Here is a 19,299-nt window from a genome sequence, read left to right as displayed (position 1 = left end):
GTGTGTGTCGCGTAAATCTACACTGGAGTGAATTAAATTAGTGAAGCAATTTAACTGGTAAATAAGTCAGGTTTTTAATGGTTGCGTTACATGATAGCGTCATTCTATTAAGATAATGGGATAGCTGAATCAGCGATCCGCATTATAAATTTTCAAATATTCCTGCTGAATACGGTTTAAATAATTCATGTTTAATCCGTATTGTTTTTATTTTTACTTTTGCAATTGCGAGGAGTTTTGGAATGAGTTCGAATGATGCGGAAAAACCTTTGGCCGCCAGCCGTCGGGACTTTTTGACCGGAGGATTGAAACTGGCTTCCGCGGGGGCCTTGGCGGGGTGGTTGCCGGCCGAGCGGATCATGGCGGCGAGGCTGACTTGCAGCCAGCCCAATAATTTCCCTGCGGAAATTCCCTTATACAAGCAAAGCTTCAAAAACTGGGCCGGCGACATCAAGGTGGACGATGTCTGGACCTGCGCGCCGCGCTCCGCGGACGAGGTGGTAAAGGTGGCCAACTGGGCCAAGGACAACGGCTATAAGGTGCGGGCGCGCGGCATGATGCATAACTGGTCGCCGTTGACGCTGGCCGCCGGCGTGAGCTGCCCGGCGGTGGTGTTGTTGGACACCACGCGATATTTGACCGCGATGTCCATCGACGCCTCGGGGCCGGTGGCCAAGGTCACGGCCCAGGCCGGCATCACCATGGAAGCGTTGCTTACCGGCCTGGAAAAGGCCGGCCTGGGTGTGACCGCCGCGCCTGCGCCGGGGGACCTGACCCTGGGCGGCGTGCTGGCCATCAACGGCCACGGCACCGCGATTCCGGCAAAGGGCGAACGCCGTCTGGCCGGCGCCAGTTACGGCTCAATCAGCAATCTGGTGCTCAGCCTCACCGCCGTGGTTTACGACAAGGCCAGCGGCGCTTACGCGCTGCGCAAGTTTGTCCGCAATGATCCGCAAATCGCGCCGCTGCTGGCGCATGTCGGCCGCTCGCTGATTGTGGAGGCCACTTTGCAGGCGGCGCCCAACCAGCGTTTGCGTTGTCAAAGCTGGTTCAACATCCCCTATGGCGAAATGTTCGCCGCGGCGGGCAGCGGCGGACGGACTTTCGCCAGCTACCTGGACAGCGCGGGTCGGGTGGAAGCGATCTGGTTCCCGTTCACCAGCAATCCCTGGCTCAAGGTGTGGACGGTGACGCCGAACAAGCCGCTGTTCTCCCGCCAGACCGACAAGCCGTTCAACTACCCCTTCTCCGACAACCTGCCCGACGAAGTGACCGATCTGGCCAACAAGATTCTGTCGCTGGGAGACGGCAAGCTGACGCCGGCCTTCGGCAAGGCGCAGTTCGCCGCGGCCAGCGCCGGCCTGGTGGCCACGGCCAGCTGGGACTTGTGGGGCTGGTCCAAAAACCTGCTGCTCTACGTCAAGCCCACCACCTTGCGCGTCACCGCCAACGGTTACGCGGTATTGACCCGTCGCGAGAACGTGCAGCGCGTGCTCAATGAATTCGTCACCTTCTATCAGGCGCGGGTGCAGGCTTATCAGCAGTTGGGCCGCTACCCGATGAACGGGCCGGTGGAAATCCGCGTGACCGGGCTGGACGATCCGAGCGAGGCGGCGCTGAGCGGCGGCGTGGCGCCGGCGCTGTCCGCCATTCGCCCGCGCCCGGATCATCCTGAATGGAATGTCGCCGTGTGGCTGGACATTCTGACGCTGCCGGGCACGCCGTACGCCAACCAGTTCTATCGCGAGATAGAGCAGTGGATAGAGGCCAATTTCAACGGTTCTTACGCGGCGGTGCGTCCGGAGTGGTCCAAGGGCTGGGGCTATACCGATCAGGCGGCGTGGGCGGATTCCGCCATGCTGCAGACGACCATCCCCAACGCCTTCCGCGCTGGGCAGCCGGCGGCGGCCAACTGGGATGCGGCCAAGGCGGCGCTGGCGGCTTACGATCCGTACCGTCTGTTCTCCTCGCCCTTGCTGGACAGCCTGGGTCTCTGAGAACGCGTTTACGATCTCGCGAGCTAAGGCGAGACAAGGCGAAAACGGCTGAGAAAGCGGAATGTAGGCGTGCTGCATGAGCGTTTCGAAGCGGTGCTCGCCGTGGGACGTATCACGACGCGCAGCAGATCGTAAACAAGTTCTGAAGCTTGAAGAGAGCGGAGACGGCGCGCCTTCCTGGCGCGCCGTTTTTTTGCGCGCTCGCTTACGCCGGTCGGCGAAGGCTACACTATAAGCGTTCCCACCGCGCCGGATTCGCGCCATTCCGCCCAGCCATGCCATCCTGTTACGCCCAAGTCGACTGCAATTCCTTTTACGCTTCCTGCGAGCGGGTGTTCAACCCTGGTCTGGCCGGCTTGCCCATTGTCGTGTTGTCCAACAACGACGGTTGCATCGTGTCGCGCTCGGCCGAGGCCAAGGCTTTGGGCGTGCCCATGGGCGCGCCTTACTTCCTGCACAAGGCGCGGCTGGAGCAGTTGGGCGTGGCGGTGTTTTCCTCCAACTACGCTTTGTACGGCGATTTGTCCGGCCGCGCGATGCGGCTGCTGGCCGGCTTTGCGCGCGCGCAGGAGGTGTATTCGATAGATGAATGCTTTCTGGACATCGGCGGCGAGCCGGAGCCGGAACGGCTGGCGCAAGAGATGCGCTATGCCATGCTGCGCGGCCTGGGCCTGCCTGTGTGCGTCGGCATCGGCCCCAGCAAGACCTTGGCCAAGCTGGCCAACCACCTGGCCAAGCAAAACCCGGCCTGCGACGGGGTGATGAATCTGCAAGCGCTGGACGCGGCGGAGCTGCGGAGCTTGCTGGCCGCCGTGCCGGTGGAGGATATCTGGGGCGTGGGACGCAAGCTTTCGGTCAAGCTGCGGCTGGAGCGCATAAACCACGCCGCGGCGCTGGCGGCTGCGGACCGGGATTGGCTGATCCGCCGTTTCGGCGTCACTGTGGCGCGCATCGCCGACGAACTGGACGGCCTGTCCTGCCTGAGCCTGGAGGAGGCGCTGCCGCCGAGGCAGTCCTTGATGTCCACGCGCTCCTTCGGCCACAAGGTGACGCGGCTGGAGGAGGCGCGCGAGGCGGTGTCGATGCACGCGGCGCAAGTGGCGGAGCGTTTGCGGCGACAAGGCTCTCTGGCCTCCTTCCTGCAAGTGAGCCTGCAACGCGGCGTGTACCAGCAGGGCACGGTGCAGCGAGACGGCGAGGTGGTGCCCTTGCTGCCGGCCAGCGCCGACAGCCGGGTGTTGGTGGCCGCGGCCAGCCGAGCGCTTGAACGCTTGTGGCGGCCTGGAGCCAGCTACCAGAAGTGCGGGGTGATGGCCTGGCAATTGGTGGACGCGGAGCGGGCGCAGCCGGACCTGTTCGCCAGCGGGCCGGATCCTGAGAAAGGGAAACGCTTGATGGCGGCGCTGGACGCGATCAACCAGCGCATGGGCCGTGGGACGGTCAAGTTGTTGGCGGAAGGCTTGGAACAGCCTTGGAAGATGAAGCAGGACATGTTGTCGCCGGCCTATACCACGCGCTGGGAAGATATTCCGGTGGCGAAGGCGAAATAGCGGCGGCGGAAAGCGGATTGCGCCCCGGCTCTTGGAGTAAAATGCCGCTCTTGATTTGCAACTTCGCGGGGCCAGGGCGGTGGCTATAGTGCAATCAAGCCGCCGCGCGCCGCACTTGAAAGCGAGACATTGAACCCTCTGTTTGCCCAGCCTTGCGCCATTGTCGACTTGGAAACCACCGGCGGCCACATCAGCCGCGACCGCATTACCGAGGTGGGCGTCATCCTGATCGATGGAGACCGGGTGGAGCGCTTCAGCTCTCTGATCAACCCCGGCCAGCCCATCCCTCCCTTTATCGAGAACATGACCGGCATTTCCAACGCCATGGTGGCGGAGGCGCCGAAGTTCTCCGACTTGGCCGAGCGTTTGCTGTCGATGTTGTCCGGCCGTCTGTTTCTGGCGCATAACGCGCGTTTCGATTACAGCTTTTTGAAAAACGAGTTTCGCCGCGTCGGGCTGCGCTTCCAGAGCCAGTCGCTGTGCACGGTGAAGCTGTCGCGCCGCCTGTACCCGCAGTTTTTCAAGCATAGCCTGGACAGCCTGATAGAGCGCCACGACATTCGCCTGCCGGAACGCCACCGGGCGCTGGCGGACGCGGAAGCGGTGCGCCGTTTTCTGGACATCGCCCATCTTGAACTGGGCGCGGAGGCGATGGGCGCGGCGATGGCGGCGGTGCTGGCCGCGCCGCCGGAGCTGGCCGGCTTGCCGGCGGCCTTGCAGGATCAATTGGAACTGCTGCCGGACGTGCCGGGGGTGTACACGCTGTACGACGAGGACGACAAGCCTTTGTACGTGGGCCGCGGCGGCAATCTGCGCAACCGGGTGCTGGCGCATTTCGTTGCGGTCAAAGGCGGAGGCAAGAGCCGCGAGGTGCATATCGGCGAGCCGATAGGCAGGGTGGAATGGCAGGAGACCTTGGGCGATTTCGGCGGGCATTTGCTGGAGTTGCAGCGCATCCACGCTTTGGCGCCGAGGCATAACCATCGCGGCAAGCTCAGCCCTGAGCTGTGTTCCATCCAACTGGTGACGGAGGACGGCTTCATTCGTCCCAAGGTGGTGTACGCGCGCGAACTGGATTTCAGCCGCACCGCGGATTTGTACGGCTTGTTCCGCCATGCGCGCGAGGCGCGCAAGATCCTGGCGGAAATCGCGCTGGGCAATGCGCTGTGCCAGTCGGTGTTGGGAGTGGAAGCGGTGACCAGCCGCAAAGGCGCGCCGTGCGCGGCCTTGAAGCTGGGCCGTTGCCGCGGCGCCTGTGTCGGCCGCGAGCCGGCGGAGGTGCACGATATCCGGTTGCTGGGCGCCTTGGCCAAGCTGAAAGTGAAGGCCTGGCCGTTCGCCGGCGCCATCGCGGTGGTGGAAACCGACGAAGTGACCGGCGAGCGCGCCGAGCATGTGTTCGACCGCTGGTGCTATCTGGGGTCGCGTCAGGGCGAGGGCGGCCCGCTGGAGGGCGCGCCGTCTTTCGATCTGGACAGCTACAAGCTGCTGGAGGGCTGGCTGCGCAAGCCAGTGGAGGGGACGGCGCTGCGCGAGCTGTGAACAGGCTTTTAAAGCCAGTTCTTCAGCAGCAGCGCCCCCAGCAGGACGGCGATCAGCGCCAGCAGCCAGTTCTGGCGCTTTTGTTCCCGCATCAGCTGGATATAGCCGCTGATCAGCAGCTCGCTGTTGGCGGAGGACAGCGCGTCATTCAGCTTGCGCGGCAGCGTGGGCAGGGTGGTGGCCCATTGAGGCGCTTCGTGCTTCAGCGTGCGCAGCAGGCCGCGCCAGCCTATCTGCTCGTTCATCCACTTGGTCAGGAAGGGCTTGGCGGTGTCCCACAGGTCCAGATTGGGGTCCAACTGGCGGCCCAGGCCTTCGATATTGAGGAGGGTTTTTTGCAGCAGCACCAGTTGGGGCTGGATCTCCACATTGAAGCGGCGGCTGGTTTCGAACAGACGCAGCAGCACCATGCCGAAGGAGATTTCCGACAGCGGTTTTTCGAAGATGGGTTCGCACACGGTGCGCACCGCCGCTTCCAGTTCTTCGGCGCGGGTGTCTTTCGGCACCCAGCCGGATTCGATGTGAGCGGTGGCGACGCGGTGGTAGTCGCGGTTGAAGAAGGCGAGGAAGTTGACCGCCAGGTAGTGCTTGTCGGTGTCGGTCAGGGTGCCGACGATGCCGAAGTCCAGCGCGATGTAGCGGCCGTCGGCGGCGACGAAGATATTGCCCGGGTGCATGTCCGCGTGGAAAAAGCCGTGGCGGAACACCTGGGTGAAAAAGATTTCCACGCCGAAGCGGCTGAGCTTGGACAGGTCCACGCCGGCTTCGCGCAGCCGGTCCACCTGGCCCACCGGGATGCCGTGCATCCATTCCAGCGTCAGCACGTCGCGGCTGGTGTAGTCGTAGAACACCTCGGGCACGATCAGCATGTCCGAGTTCTTGAAGTTGCGGCGCAGCTGCGAGGCGTTGGCGGCCTCGTGCATCATGTCCAGTTCGTCGTGCAGGTATTTGTCGAACTCGGCCACCACTTCGCGCGGCTTCAAGCGCTTGCCGTCGGTGAACAGCTTCTCCACCCAGCCGGCCAGCGTGGCCATCAGCGCCAGGTCTTGCTCTATCACAGGCTGGATGCCGGGGCGCAGCACCTTGACCGCCACTTCGCGGCCGCGGCCGCCGTCGGGCTGGCGCAACCAGGCTTTGTGCACCTGGGCCACCGAGGCGCTGGCCACCGGGGTGTTGTCGAAGTCGACGTAGAGTTCGTCCACTTTGCGGCCCAGGCTGCGTTCTATCATCTCGCGCGCTTGCAAGCCGTCGTAAGGCGGCACCTGGTCTTGCAGCCGCGCCAGTTCGTCGGCGTAGTCCGGGGGCAGCAAATCACGGCGGGTGGACAGCACTTGGCCGAATTTGACGAAGATGGGCCCCAGGCTTTCGAGCGCCAGCCTCACCCGCTGCGGCAGCGGTGCGCTGGCGTCGCGGCGCCGCGGCAGCAGGGCGAACAGCTTGTGGATGAAGCCGAGTTTGGAATGACCTTCCAGAAAGTCGTCTAGTCCAAAGCGATAGCAAGTGCCAACAATTTTGATGAAGCGCGAAATCCGCATGTGCCGTCAGGCCTTTGTCTGTTCTTGTTGCAGCGCGGCCTGCAGCCGCGCCAGGCGTTTTTCCAGGCGGCCGGCGTCGTCGCGCAAGGTGTCCACCGCGGCGACGAAGCCTTGCACTTGTCGGCGGCCGGCCAGGACCGGCGCTTCCTCGCGCAGATGCTCCACCCAGTTGGCGGCCAAACGCCAGGCCACCTGGCCCTTGAAGCCGAGCAGGCCGCGCGCCAGGGTTTCCGCGCGTTGCGCGGCGGCGTCGCCCACCAGCCGGGACAGGTCCTCGGCGGCGTTCCACTGCAAGCGGCCCAATAGGCGGCCAAGGGCGGCGGCCAGTTCGGCGTCGCCTTCCAGCTGGATGTCGTTCAGCGCCGGGTCCCGTCCGGCCACCGCCGCCAGCGCGACAGCGTGCTTGAGCCGCACCGTGGCTTCCGGCTCGCCCTCGCAGGCGGCCAGCCAGCCGTCGTCGGTGATCACGCCGGCCACATGAAAGGGCGGTAGCGCCACGGCGACGCGTCGGCCGGCGTGCGCGGCCAGTTCCGCTCGCACCGCCGGGTGCTGGTTCAACAAGTGGTTGAATGCCGCAATCTGGATGCCCATGCGTTGTCTCCGCCGTGATTGGAAGGTGAAGGGGTCTAGTCTCAAGGCCGCATTGCCGGAGCGCCGCCGATGATAAACCGGTTCTTTAAGAGGCTGTTTACGATCTCGCGAGCTAGAGCAATACAAGGCGAAAACGGCTGAGAAAGCGGAATGTACATAAGGTACATGAGCATTTCGAAGCTGTTTTCAACGCCGTATCGCCGACGCGCAGCAGACTATGAACAGCTTCTTAGAACTTGTAGCCCTTGTGCAGGGCTACCACGCCGCCGCTCATATTGTGGTAGTCCACCTTGCCGAAGCCGGCGTCCAGCATCATCTGCTTCAGAGTCTCCTGATCTGGATGCATGCGGATGGATTCCGCCAGGTACTGATAGCTGTCGGGATCGTTCGCCACCAGCTTGCCCATGACCGGCAGCGCCTTGAAGGAGTAGAAGTCGTAGAACGGCGACAGCGGTTTCCACACTTTGGAGAACTCCAGCACCATCAGTTTGCCGCCCGGCTTCAGCACCCGGCACATTTCCTTCAGCGCCGCATCCTTATGCGTCATATTGCGCAGGCCGAAAGCCACCGACACCGCGTCGAAGTAATTCTCGGGGAAGGGCAGTTTCTCCGCGTCGGCCAGCGAGACCGGCAGTATCAGACCTTCGTCCAGCAGCCGGTCGCGTCCCACGGTCAGCATGGAGCTGTTAATGTCGGTCAGCCACACTTCGCCGCTCTTGCCCACGCGCTTGGCCCAGCCTCGGGACAGGTCGCCGGTGCCGCCGGCGATGTCCAGCACCTTGTCGCCGGCCTTGACGCCGGAAGTGGTCAGGGTGAAGTGTTTCCACACCCGGTGCAGCCCGCCCGACATCAGGTCGTTCATCACATCGTACTTCTTGGCCACCGAGTGGAACACATCGGCCACCTTGGCGGCTTTTTCGCTTTCGGCTACGGTCTTGAAGCCGAAGTGGGTCGTCTTGTCCATGGTCACTCCCTGCTCGCGCCTGCGGCGGCGAGGCGATTGAGATAATCCTGCCAGTACTGGTCGCGCTTGGCGCCCAGCTCGTATAGATAGCTCCAGCTGTACAGCCCGCTGTCGTGGCCGTCGTCGAAGGTGATCTTCAGCGCGTAATGGCCCACCGGCTCCAGCGCGGTGACGGCGACATGGCGCTTGCCGGTTTGCAACACTTCCTGGCCGGCGCCGTGGCCGCGCACTTCCGCCGATGGCGAGTAGACGCGCAGGTATTCGCAAGGCAGTTCGAAGCGGGCGCCGTCGTCGAAGCTGATTTCCAGCACGCGCGATACCGCGTGCAGCTGGATGTCCTGCGGCGAGGGCGCGTCGGGGGTGAGTCCGGACATGATCTGATCCTCTAAAGGCGGCTGATCAAGCCGCGCATCAGTCTTTTCGTTCCAGCAGCATGGCGTCGCCATAGCTGAAGAAACGGTATTCCTGCTCCACCGCGTGCTGGTAGGCGGCGCGGATCTCCTCGTAGCCGGCGAAGGCCGAGACCAACATCAGCAGCGTGGACTTGGGCAGGTGGAAATTGGTCAGCAGGCGGTCCACCACCCGGAAGCGATAGCCCGGAGTGATGAAGATGTCGGTTTCGCCGCGGCCTGCGGTCAGTTCGCCGCCGCGGGCCGCGGATTCCAACGCGCGCATGCTGGTGGTGCCCACCGACAACACTTTGCGGCCCGCGGCGTGGGCTTCCGCTATCAGCGCGCGGGTGGTTTCCGGCACTTCGTAGATCTCGCTGTGCATCTTATGTTCGGCGATATTGTCCACCCGCACCGGCTGGAAGGTGCCGGCGCCGACGTGCAGGGTGACGTAGGCCAGCCGCACGCCTTTGGCGCGCAGCTGCTCCAGCATGTCCTCGGTGAAATGCAGGCCGGCGGTGGGCGCCGCCACCGCGCCGCGTTCGCGGGCGTAGACGGTTTGGTAGCGCTCGTCATCCTCGTGACCGGCGCCGCGCTCTATATAAGGGGGCAGCGGCAGCTTGCCGGAGGTTTCCAGGATGTCGAACAGATTGTCCTCGGCCAGGAAGCGCAGCTTGAACAGTTCGCCGTGGCGCTCTACCATTTCCGCCTCCCAGCGATCGGCGAAAATCAGCCTGGTGCCGGGCTTGGGCGATTTGGAGGAGCGGATGTGGGCCAGCGCGGTGTGCGCGTCCAGCACGCGTTCAATCAGCGCCTCGATCTTGCCGCCGCTGGCTTTTTCGCCGAACAGTCGCGCCTTGATCACGCGGGTGTCGTTGAACACCATCACGTCGCCGGGGCTGACCTGATCAATGAAATCGGTGAAGCGCAGATTGGCGCGCTCATGGCCGGCCACGCGCAGCAAGCGGCTGGCGCCGCGCTCCGCCGGGGGGTGCTGGGCGATCAAGCGCTCGGGCAGGTGGTAGTCGAAGTCGGAAAGCTGCATAAGACGTAAAAGATTCAGAATCGGCAAATTATACCCGTGCCGCCGCCCTCCGGCATCAGCTTAGTGAGCGAGGTGGCGGGATTTGCGCTGAATCAACATCGATTTTCGGCAAGGCGGTAAAAACTTGCCACGTGGAAAAACGCCCGTGGATACTAGTGCTTTGACTCGAAGAATGGCCGTGCCTGGTGTCCAAACAACTGTTTTAAATGATGCAAAAGCTAGACATCTTGCAGCGAATTGCGGCAAACTCGCGCCCAAGATGATAAACAGGAGCAGGCTTTGACCGGAAAAATCCTCGTGTTGCATGGCCCCAACCTCAATCTGCTGGGACAGCGGGAGCCGCAGCACTACGGCCGGGAAACGCTTGACGATATCAACCAGCGGCTGGAACAGCAGGCTAGCGCCGCAGGGTTTGAATTGTCGGCATTGCAGAGCAATGCGGAACATGTGTTGATTGATCGCGTGCAGCAGTGCCTGCATGACGGTACTGCCTTCATTCTGGTCAATCCGGCCGCTTTCACCCATACCAGCGTCGCCTTGCGCGATGCGCTGGCGGCGGTGCGAGTGCCGTTTATCGAAGTCCACCTTTCCAACGTTCATGCCCGCGAACCGTTCCGCCAACATTCGTATTTCTCCGACCTCGCGGTCGGCGTGATCTGCGGACTCGGCGCCCACGGCTATGAACTGGCGCTTGCGCACGCCATCCGGCACCTTGCCGCGCAAGCCTGACTCACTCTACCGAATATCCCACTCGAAGGATTATCAATGGATCTCCGTAAACTCAAGAAGCTGATCGATCTCGTCGAGGAATCCGGCATCGCCGAACTCGAAGTGACCGAGGGGGAAGAAAAAGTCCGCATCACCCGCGTATCCGCCGCGCCGCAGATGGCTTACGCTCAGCCGATGACCGCACTGCAAGTGCCCAACGCGCAAAGCGCAGCCGTTGCCGCTCCGGTTGCCGAGGCCGCCGCGCCGGCCAGCAACGACAAGAACGCAATGAAATCGCCTATGGTGGGTACGTTCTATCGCTCGCCCAGCCCGGGCGCCAAGAGCTTCATCGAGGTGGGGCAGAACGTCAACGCCGGCGATACCCTGTGCATCATCGAAGCGATGAAGCTGATGAACGAGATCGAAGCCGACCGTTCCGGCGTGGTCAAGGCCATTCTGGTTGAAGACGGCCAGCCGGTGGAATTCGGCGAGCCGTTGTTCATCATCGAGTAAGCCAGACGACAGGCTGACGGCAAGGGGGCACGGCGCAGCGTCTGTGCCCTTGTCGTTTGCCACGACAGCATTGGCGGCCCCGCCGGCGACGACGCCGGCGGGGCCGCCAGCGGAGAATTCCATGTTTGAAAAAATTCTGATTGCCAACCGGGGCGAGATTGCCCTGCGTATCCAGCGCGCCTGCCGCGAAATGGGCATCAAGACCGTGGTGGTGCATTCCGAGGCCGACCGCGAAGCCAAGTACGTGAAGCTGGCCGACGAGTCGGTTTGCATCGGCCCGGCGCCTAGCGGCAAGAGTTACCTGAACGTGCCGGCCCTGATCGCCGCCGCCGAAGTGACCGACTCCCAGGCCATCCATCCGGGTTACGGTTTTCTGTCGGAAAACGCCGACTTCGCCGAGCGGGTCGAGCAGTCCGGCTTCGTGTTCATCGGCCCGCGTCCGGACACCATCCGCCAGATGGGCGACAAGGTGTCCGCCAAGAACGCGATGATAGAGGCCGGCGTGCCCTGCGTGCCGGGCTCCGACGGCGCCTTGCCGGAAGATCCGGCCGAAATCGTCAAGATCGCCAAGAAAATTGGTTTCCCGGTGATCATCAAGGCCGCCGGCGGCGGCGGCGGTCGCGGCATGCGCGTGGTGCATACCGAAGGCGCGCTGATCAATTCGGTGCAGATGACCCGCACCGAAGCCGGCGCGGCTTTCGGCAACCCCACCGTCTACATGGAAAAATTCCTGGAAGAGCCGCGCCATATCGAAATCCAGATTCTGGCGGACGAATACGGCAACGCCATCTATCTGGGCGAGCGCGACTGCTCGATGCAGCGCCGCCACCAGAAGATCATCGAGGAAGCGCCGGCGCCGGGCATCACCGACAAGCAGCGCCAGAAGATAGGCGAAGCCTGCGCCGAAGCCTGCCGACGCATCGGCTACCGCGGCGCCGGCACGTTCGAATTCCTGTTCGAGCGAGGCGAGTTCTACTTCATCGAGATGAATACCCGCGTGCAGGTTGAGCACCCGGTGACCGAGATGATTACCGGCATCGACATCGTGCAAGAGCAGATCCGCATCGCCGCCGGCGAGAAACTGCGCTACAAACAGAAAGACGTGGTGTTGCGCGGCCATGCGATGGAGTGCCGGATCAACGCCGAGGACCCGTTCACCTTCGTGCCGTCCCCGGGCAAGATCGAAAGCTACCATCCGGCCGGCGGCCCGGGCATTCGCATCGATTCGCATATTTACCAGGGCTACACCGTGCCTTCGCATTACGATTCCATGGTGGGCAAGCTGATCGCCTTCGGCGATACCCGCGAGCAGGCGATGGCGCGGATGCGGGTAGCGCTGTCGGAAATCTCCATTTCCGGCATCAAGACCAACATTCCGCTGCATCAGGAACTGTTCATGGACGCGGCCTTCCAACGCGGCGGCACGTGCATTCACTATCTGGAGCAGCGTTTGTCGCAGCAGAAAAAAGGGGGCGCGTAATGGCCTGGCTGCAAGCCACCATTGACGCCGAGTCAACCGTTGCCGAGCGTCTGGCCGACGCGTTGATGGACGCCGGCGCGCTGTCCACCGCGATCGAGGACGCTTTTGCCGGCACCGAGCGCGAAGAGCCCATTTTCGGCGAGCCCGGCGAGCCGGTGGACAAGCTGTGGAGCCGCAGCCGCATCATCACCTTGTTTGATGAAGCGGCCGACGTGGCCCTGCTGATCGCCGCCGCCGCCAACGCCTGCGGCCTGAGCCTGCCTAGCTACAACGTGGAGCGGGTGGAAGAGCAGGATTGGGTGCGTCTGACCCAGTCGCAGTTTGATCCGATCCGGATTTCGGACCGGCTGTGGATCACGCCGACCTGGCACGAACCGCCGGCGCCGAACGCCGTCAACCTGCAACTGGACCCGGGCCTGGCTTTCGGCACCGGCAGCCATCCCACCACGCGCTTGTGTCTGCAGTGGCTGGACGCGCATCTGCAAGGCGGAGAAAGCGTGCTGGATTACGGTTGCGGCTCGGGCATCCTCGCCATCGCCGCGCTGAAGTTGGGCGCGGTCTCGGCCTTGGGCGTGGATATCGACCCGCAGGCGGTGCGGGCCAGCCAGGACAACGCCGAGCAGAACCAGGTCAAGGCGGATTTCCGCCTGCCGGACCAGAACCCGGAAGCGGTCTACGACGTGGTACTGGCCAATATTCTGGCCAATCCGCTGCGCATGTTGGGCCAGTTGCTGGCGAGCCACGTCAAAACCGGTGGTAGAATCGTGCTTTCAGGCATTCTCGCCGAACAAGCCGAAGAATTGTCGGCCATCTACGAACAATGGTTCCAGATGGACGCTCCGGTGTTCGACGAAGGATGGACCAGACTGACAGGAACCCGACGTCCCACGGTATGACATATACGACACAGTGCCCCAATTGCCAGACACGCTTCAAGGTCAATGATGCCCAATTAGCGGCCGCCAATGGCTTGGTGCGCTGCGGGCGCTGTTCGCATGTGTTCAACGCCACCGAGCACTTCGTCGCGGCGGAAGCGCCGCCGGCGGAGCCTCCGCGCGCCGTGGCGCCACAGCCGGCCGTTCCGCAGCCGGTTGCCCAGCCTCGCGAGGCGCTGGACGATTTCGAGCTGGAAGTGCCGGATTTCGATCCGGGCGCCAGCACTGCTGAAGCGCCGCCGGACGAATTGCTGATGCCGCCGCCGATGGCGGAGGAGGCCCCGGCCGCCCGCGCCGACGTCGAGGAGTTCCAGCGCGCTTTGGCGGAGGCGATGCAGAATCGCCATGTCAGCGCGCCGCTGGGCAACCCGTTTGACGCCGAGCCGCCTGCCGCCGCGGAGCCCGCGCCGGAAGTGTTCGGCAACCGTCGTCGCCCCGCGCCGGAACCGGAAGCGGAAGCCGCGCCGGCAGCGATTGCTGAGCCCAAGTTTGAAGAGCCCCCCGCCAGACCGATGCAGGAAGCGCGCGTCGAGCCGCTGTCTAGCCACCGTGAAGACGAGCCGGACGAGTCGCCGCGTCGACGCCATCCGGCGCTAACCTTCCTGGCCGTCCTCGCCTCGGTGATAGGCGTGCTGGTGTTGGCCGGCCAATTGGTGTATTTCAACCGCACCCGGATCGCGGCGGAAGTGCCGGAGCTGCGTCCGACGCTGGAAAGCCTGTGCGGCGCCGTAGGCTGCGCGGTGCCTTGGCCCACCGACATCGCCCGCGTGCGCACCGAGTGGTCGGAATTGGCCTTCGTCCCGGATTTCCCCAATCTGATCCAGTTATCCGCCACGCTGAAGAACCACGCCACTTACTCCCAGGCCTATCCGATGCTGGAAGTGACCTTGAAGGATTCGGACGACCAAGTGCTGATCCGCAAAGTGTTCGCGCCCAAGGAGTATTTGAAGCCCGACGATTTCAAACTGGGGCATTTCAACGCCAACAGCGAGGTCAAGGTGACCATGCGCTTGGATGCGGGCAAGGTGCATGCGATGGGGTATAGCTTGTATTGGTTCTACCCTTGAACCATTGATCATCGTTTCCAATACGACAAACAGGCCGGCATTTGCCGGCCTGTTTGCTTTTCCCCGCTCAGAGCCTGTTCAAAGTCTCGCGAGCAAGGGCGAGACAGAGCGAAAACGAGCGAAAAAGCGGAATGTACACGTGGTACATGAGCATTTTGAGCTTGTACTCACCGTGCAACGCTCCACGAAGCGCAGCAGACTTTGAACTGGTTCTCAGAGCAACCTTATTGCCGCGCGGTGCGGGTATTCCCCACCGGCATCTCGCCGCAATTGCTGCGGAAGGGGTTGATGTCCAGTCCGCCGCGGCGGGTGTAGCGCGCGTAGACGGTGAGCCGGCTGGGCGCGCAGGCGCGCAGCAGATCGGTGAAGATGCGTTCCACGCATTGCTCGTGGAATTCGTTGTGCTGGCGGAAGCCTATCAGGTAGCGCAGCAGCGCCTCGCGGTCCAGTCGCGGCCCGGTGTAGCGGATCTGCACGCTGCCCCAGTCCGGTTGGCCGGTGACCAGGCAGTTGGATTTCAGCAGATGGCTGCACAGGGTTTCGCTGACGACATCGTCGGCGTTGGCGCGCAGGATCTGCGGGCAGGGCGCGTAGTTATCCACCTCGATGTCCAGATCGTCGATGCAGTCGCCGGCCAGTTCGGCGATGGTTTCGCCGCCAAACTCTTGCGGCAGCATGATGTCGACGCCTATCGCCTTGCCGGCGGCGGCGGATAGGTCGTCGGCCAGCTGGCGGCGCAGCGCGTCCAGGCCGGCCATCCGGGTCTGGTTGTAGCTGTTCAGATAAAGCTTGAACGATTTGGATTCGATCAGGTTGGGGCTGTCGGCGGGGATGCGGAAGGTGGCGATGCCCACCTGCGGCTTGCCGCGCGCATTGAGCCAGGACAGCTCGAAACCGGTCCAGATGTCCACGCCGGCAAATGGCAGCGCGGCGGCGTCCACGCCGATTTCATCGCGCTTGACTTGGCGGGGGATCGGAAACAGCAGGCCGGGGGCGTAATGGTCCTGGTAGCTGACGGTTTTGCCCAGAGGCGATTGCTCCGGGGACATGGCTTGAGTGTTCATGGCTTGAATTATATCGGTTTTCAAAGCGGCATCGCCGCGGCGTCGCTGAGCGTGAGCCGCTTTTTAAAGCAGGCCCTTGCGCCACAGCGCCATCACATCCATGGTCAGCGCCACGCTGCAATGCAAGGCGATGCCCAGCCAGATGGAGCGGTAGCGATAGCTGAGCGCGCCCAGCGCAACGCCGGCGACAATGGCGGCCAGGCTTTCCAGCAGCGGTTTTTCAAAATGGATCATGCAGTAGGGCAGCACCATCACGAAGATGGCGCTGATGCCCAGCCTGGGCTTGAGCCCATGCACCATATAGCCGCGAAAGAAGAATTCCAGCGCGGCGAACTGGGCGAAGTACAACAGCTCCCACAGCAGCCAGTGCGGCCACAGGCTTTCGCCGGCGCTAAGCCGGAAAAAAGGGTAGATCTTCAAAAAGCCCGGCTGTCCCGACGCCCACCACACCAGGGGCAGCATCACCGCGTAGAACAGCGGAAACAGCTTCAGATCGGTTTTCAAGGCGGCGCGGTCCGGCCAGGCCAGGCCGAAGTCGGCCAGCGGGCGGCGGTCCAGCAGGCGGATGGCCAGCAGCGGCAGCAGGCAGTAGCTGGCGATGCTGGCCAGCGCCCAATAGGCGGCGCGGTAGAGATCGGTGTCCGGGTTGTGCACCACCTGCTGGCGGAAGGACAGGCCCAGCGCCGGCCACGATTGCTGCAGCCAGTCCAGCATCCAGTAGCGGTTGGCGGGGTAGTAGAGCAGGGTCAGGCACAGGCAACTGACCAGCAGCACGCCCGCGGCCTGGCGGTCGGCCGGCGTCAGGGAGGGCGTGTGCGGCAGGCTGCTCATGTTTAGCGTTCGCGGCGCATGAAGTCGCGCGGGCGGAAGCCGAGCGCGAACAGCGCGGCGAAATAGACCACCGCGCCGGCCGTCACCAGCAGGCCGAGCCAGGCCACGCGCTGCCAGGCTGGGCCGTGCCAGTGGACGGGCAGCAGCCATTGCAGCGCCAGCAAGGCGGCGGCCATGGCGGCGATGGCCACGGCCATTTTGCCGAGGAAGCCGCCCCAGCCGGCGGAGGGCTGGTAGATGCCGCGTTTGAGCAGCGCGCGCAGCAGCAGGCCGGCGTTGAGGCAGGAGGCGAGACCGATGGACAGCGCAAGGCCGGCGTGCTTGAGCGGGAACACGAAGGCCAGGTTCATCACTTGGGTCAGGCACAGAGTGATCAGGGCGATGCGCACCGGGGTTTTGATGTCCTGGCGCGCGTAGAAGCCGGGCGCCAGCACTTTGACCAGAATCAGGCCGAGCAGGCCGAAGGAGTAGGCGATCACCGCCTGCTGCGACATCAGAGCGTCGTGGGCGGTGAATTTGCCGTAGGTGAACAGCGTGGCCAGCAGCGGGCCGGACAGCAGGCCCAGGCCCACCGTGGCCGGCACCGCCAGCAGCAACGACAGGCGGATGCCCCAGTCCAAGAGCACGCTGAACTCGCCGTCGGAGCGGGTGGCCGCGTGTTTGGATAGAGAGGGCAGCAGGATGGTGCCCAGCGCCACGCCCAGCACGCCGGAGGGGAACTCCATCAGCCGGTCCGCGTAATACATCCAGGACACGCTGCCGGTGGGCAGAAAGGAGGCGAAGGTGGAGTTGATCAGCAGCGAGATCTGCGCCACCGACACGCCGAAAATGGCCGGCCCCATCTGTTTGATCACGCGCCAGACCGCCGGGTCGCGGAAGGCGAACACCGGGCGCGCCAGCATGCCTATTTGTTTCAGGAAGGGCAGCTGCCACACCAGTTGCACCAGGCCGCCGACAAACACCGCCCAAGCCAGCGCCATGATGGGCGGATCAAAGTGGCTGCTGAAGAACAGCGCGAACACGATGAAGCTGAGGTTGAGAAAGGTGGGCGTGAAGGCCGGAATCGAGAACTTGCCCCAGCTGTTGAGCACGCTGCCGGTCATGGACGACAGCGAAATGAAGAAAATATAAGGGAAGGACACGCGCAGGATATCGGCGAACAGAGCCGCCTTGGCCGGCTCGCGGTAAAAGCCGGGCGCGGATATCCACATGATCAGGGGCGCGGCCAGCATGCCGACGGCGGTGACCAGCAGCAGCACCGAACCCAGCACGCCGGTGATTTTGGCGACGAATTCGCGGGTTTCCTCTTCGCTGCGCTGGTTCTTGTATTCGCCCAGAATGGGCACGAAAGCTTGCGAAAACGCGCCTTCGGCGAACAGGCGGCGCAGCATGTTGGGAATCTTGAAGGCGGCGTTGAAGGCGTCGGCGGCCATGCCGGCCCCGAAAACGCGAGCGATGATGGTGTCGCGGACCAGGCCCAGGATGCGGGACACCATGGTCATGCTGCTGACAGCAGCCAGAGCCTTGAGCAGATTCATGTTGCGGGTGGTTTATCTAGCGTTGAGCAGGCCCGCTAGTGTACGCCGCCAGGTTTATTGTTGCAAAACCTGAGTTTAGGGCTTAGAATCGCGGGTTTCAGATTCCGCTCATCAGGAGAAAGATTCATGGCTAACAGCGCACAAGCTCGCAAGCGTGCACGCACAGCCCTTAAGCAGCGCGCGCACAACGCCAGCCTGCGTACTGCATTCCGTACTGCAGTTAAGAAAGTGCTCAAGGCAGTTGAAGCCGGCGATAAAGCCGCTGCCAAGGTAGTGTTCCACACTTCCGAAAAAGTGATTGACCGCATTGCTGACAAGGGCGTGTTCCACAAGAACAAGGCCGCTCGTCACAAGAGCCGTCTGTCGGCTCAGATCAAGGCCATGGCCTGATCACAGCCCAGAGCTGAAGAATACGCAAAGGCTCCGCATCGCGGAGCCTTTTGTGTGTCTGGCGCATTGATTTCCCTGGGGGAGGCATGGCTATGTCTGGATGGACGGCATGTGCGCTGGCTTTGTGCGCGGCGCAGACCTTGGCGGCGGAGCTGCCGCAGCAACTGGCCGAGTGCGGCCGCCTGGCGGACGCCAAGCTGCGTTTGGCCTGCTATGACGGACTAGCCGCCGGCCAGCCCGCGGCGGCGGCCTTGCCTTCCCCCGCCGTTCAGTCCCAGAAGCGGCAGGTTTCGGCCGGCGGCGTTCCGCCGGACGCGGCGCCGGCGCCCAGCCGGTTGGCCGAGGCATGGGATCTGGACGGCCGCTCCCGCGGCGACACTTTTGGTTTCCGCTTGTACCGCCCCAATTACTATCTGCCGGTCTGGCAGATGGCCAGGCCCAACAACGAGCCGCAATCGCCAACCCGTTCGCCCAGTCAGACGCCGGGCGGGGATCTGGACAAGACCGAGGCCAAGTTCCAGCTGTCGTTCAAGACCAAGGTGTGGGAAGACATGTTCGATACCCCACTGAACCTGTGGTTCGCCTACACCCAGCAATCGCATTGGCAAATCTACAACCAGGCGCATTCCGCGCCGTTCCGCGGCACCGACTACGAACCGGAGTTGATCCTGACCTTCCCGTTGCCGTCCGCCTGGGCCTGGGGCGACACCCGGCTGCGCATGGGCGGCCTGGGTTTGTTGCATCAATCCAACGGCCGAGCCAATCCCTTGTCGCGCAGCTGGAACCGGGTGTACGCGATGGCGGCGCTGGACAACGGTCCGTTTACCTTGCAAGGACGCTGGTGGGCGCGGCTGCCGGAATCCGGCGACAAGGACGACAACCCGGATATCGTGAAATACATGGGGCACGGTGATCTGCAGGCGATCTACCAATATCGCGGCCAGACTTTCAGCGCCTTGTGGCGGCCTAATTTCGACAGCGGCAAGCACGGCCTGCAATTGGACTGGAGTTTCCCGGTGAAGGGCAAGTTGAGGGGGTATGTGCAGGCTTTCGACGGTTACGGCGAAAGCCTGATCGACTACAACGTGCGCACTCGCGCGCTGGGCATTGGCCTGACGATGAGCGATTGGCTGGAGTGAGCCTCGCGAGCTGTCCGGGGC

18 protein-coding genes are annotated in these 19,299 nt (G+C 63.3%); 10 read left to right on the top strand and 8 right to left on the bottom strand.

All coding sequences use genetic code 11. From position 1 onward, the window contains the following. The first annotated feature begins 242 nt into the window (after positions 1-242). From DXT74_RS21930 to DXT74_RS21920, 3 genes are all read left to right on the top strand, one after another. Positions 243-1,997, top strand: a complete 1,755-nt coding sequence (locus DXT74_RS21930) for a cholesterol oxidase substrate-binding domain-containing protein (protein ID WP_052370271.1) — start codon at positions 243-245, stop codon at positions 1,995-1,997. A 275-nt stretch (positions 1,998-2,272) separates the two neighbouring features. Then, positions 2,273-3,547: a Y-family DNA polymerase gene (locus DXT74_RS21925; RefSeq protein ID WP_081576181.1), complete on the top strand. Its 1,275-nt coding sequence runs from the start codon at positions 2,273-2,275 to the stop codon at positions 3,545-3,547. 129 nt (positions 3,548-3,676) lie between these two features. Continuing rightward, entirely contained in the window at positions 3,677-5,089 is a 1,413-nt protein-coding gene (locus tag DXT74_RS21920; RefSeq protein WP_231138241.1) for a 3'-5' exonuclease family protein, read from the top strand. A gap of 8 nt (positions 5,090-5,097) precedes the next feature. Here the strand turns inward: DXT74_RS21920 and ubiB are convergent, their stop codons facing one another. The 5 genes from ubiB to queA all read right to left on the bottom strand — a co-directional run bounded on the left by ubiB (position 5,098) and on the right by queA (position 9,613). Then, positions 5,098-6,624, bottom strand: a complete 1,527-nt coding sequence (gene ubiB / locus DXT74_RS21915) for a ubiquinone biosynthesis regulatory protein kinase UbiB (protein ID WP_081555472.1) — start codon at positions 6,622-6,624, stop codon at positions 5,098-5,100. A gap of 6 nt (positions 6,625-6,630) precedes the next feature. After that, positions 6,631-7,215, bottom strand: coding sequence for an SCP2 domain-containing protein (locus DXT74_RS21910; RefSeq protein ID WP_043632097.1), 585 nt, complete (start codon positions 7,213-7,215; stop codon positions 6,631-6,633). Positions 7,216-7,444: 229 nt separating this feature from the next. Further along, positions 7,445-8,179: a bifunctional demethylmenaquinone methyltransferase/2-methoxy-6-polyprenyl-1,4-benzoquinol methylase UbiE gene (ubiE, locus tag DXT74_RS21905; RefSeq protein ID WP_043592865.1), complete on the bottom strand. Its 735-nt coding sequence runs from the start codon at positions 8,177-8,179 to the stop codon at positions 7,445-7,447. A 2-nt stretch (positions 8,180-8,181) separates the two neighbouring features. After that, positions 8,182-8,553: a gamma-butyrobetaine hydroxylase-like domain-containing protein gene (locus DXT74_RS21900; RefSeq protein ID WP_043592862.1), complete on the bottom strand. Its 372-nt coding sequence runs from the start codon at positions 8,551-8,553 to the stop codon at positions 8,182-8,184. A gap of 37 nt (positions 8,554-8,590) precedes the next feature. Next, positions 8,591-9,613 carry a tRNA preQ1(34) S-adenosylmethionine ribosyltransferase-isomerase QueA gene (queA, locus tag DXT74_RS21895; RefSeq protein ID WP_114154942.1) on the bottom strand — a complete coding sequence of 341 codons (1,023 nt, stop codon included), beginning with the start codon at positions 9,611-9,613 and terminating at the stop codon, positions 8,591-8,593. Between the two features lie 279 nt (positions 9,614-9,892). Here queA and aroQ point away from each other — a divergent pair, with 279 nt between their 5' ends. From aroQ to DXT74_RS21870, 5 genes are all read left to right on the top strand, one after another. Then, positions 9,893-10,342 (top strand): type II 3-dehydroquinate dehydratase, encoded by a 450-nt coding sequence (aroQ, locus tag DXT74_RS21890; RefSeq protein ID WP_043592887.1) that lies wholly within the window; start codon positions 9,893-9,895, stop codon positions 10,340-10,342. Positions 10,343-10,378: 36 nt separating this feature from the next. After that, the gene (gene accB, locus DXT74_RS21885) at positions 10,379-10,834 is read left to right on the top strand and encodes an acetyl-CoA carboxylase biotin carboxyl carrier protein (RefSeq protein WP_043592859.1); all 456 of its coding nucleotides are present in this window, start codon (positions 10,379-10,381) and stop codon (positions 10,832-10,834) included. A gap of 121 nt (positions 10,835-10,955) precedes the next feature. Beyond that, entirely contained in the window at positions 10,956-12,314 is a 1,359-nt protein-coding gene (gene accC, locus DXT74_RS21880) for an acetyl-CoA carboxylase biotin carboxylase subunit (protein ID WP_194426987.1), read from the top strand. Beyond that, positions 12,314-13,210 carry a 50S ribosomal protein L11 methyltransferase gene (gene prmA, locus DXT74_RS21875; protein WP_043592855.1) on the top strand — a complete coding sequence of 299 codons (897 nt, stop codon included), beginning with the start codon at positions 12,314-12,316 and terminating at the stop codon, positions 13,208-13,210. The genes accC and prmA overlap by 1 nt, the downstream gene beginning before the upstream one ends. Further along, positions 13,207-14,316 carry a DUF3426 domain-containing protein gene (locus tag DXT74_RS21870; protein WP_194426986.1) on the top strand — a complete coding sequence of 370 codons (1,110 nt, stop codon included), beginning with the start codon at positions 13,207-13,209 and terminating at the stop codon, positions 14,314-14,316. Before prmA ends, DXT74_RS21870 begins: the two co-directional genes overlap by 4 nt. Positions 14,317-14,540: 224 nt before the next feature. Here DXT74_RS21870 and queF read toward each other — a convergent pair whose 3' ends face one another. The 3 genes from queF to murJ form a co-directional block, all read right to left on the bottom strand. Continuing rightward, positions 14,541-15,380, bottom strand: a complete 840-nt coding sequence (gene queF / locus DXT74_RS21865; protein WP_196783796.1) for an NADPH-dependent 7-cyano-7-deazaguanine reductase QueF — start codon at positions 15,378-15,380, stop codon at positions 14,541-14,543. A 63-nt stretch (positions 15,381-15,443) separates the two neighbouring features. Beyond that, on the bottom strand, positions 15,444-16,211 hold the full coding sequence (locus DXT74_RS21860; RefSeq protein ID WP_194426985.1) for a CPBP family intramembrane glutamic endopeptidase: 768 nt from the start codon (positions 16,209-16,211) through the stop codon (positions 15,444-15,446). Between the two features lie 2 nt (positions 16,212-16,213). Further along, positions 16,214-17,749 carry a murein biosynthesis integral membrane protein MurJ gene (gene murJ, locus DXT74_RS21855; protein WP_194426984.1) on the bottom strand — a complete coding sequence of 512 codons (1,536 nt, stop codon included), beginning with the start codon at positions 17,747-17,749 and terminating at the stop codon, positions 16,214-16,216. A gap of 126 nt (positions 17,750-17,875) precedes the next feature. Here murJ and rpsT point away from each other — a divergent pair, with 126 nt between their 5' ends. Next, positions 17,876-18,139, top strand: coding sequence for a 30S ribosomal protein S20 (gene rpsT / locus DXT74_RS21850; RefSeq protein WP_039756090.1), 264 nt, complete (start codon positions 17,876-17,878; stop codon positions 18,137-18,139). 86 nt (positions 18,140-18,225) lie between these two features. Beyond that, the gene (locus tag DXT74_RS21845; RefSeq protein WP_194426983.1) at positions 18,226-19,278 is read left to right on the top strand and encodes a phospholipase A; all 1,053 of its coding nucleotides are present in this window, start codon (positions 18,226-18,228) and stop codon (positions 19,276-19,278) included. Positions 19,279-19,299 lie beyond the last annotated feature (21 nt).

Origin of the sequence: Chromobacterium sp. Rain0013 (assembly GCF_015291765.1) — a bacterium.
GTDB lineage: Bacteria > Pseudomonadota > Gammaproteobacteria > Burkholderiales > Chromobacteriaceae > Chromobacterium > Chromobacterium haemolyticum.
This window is presented reverse-complemented; position numbering and strand designations above follow the sequence as displayed.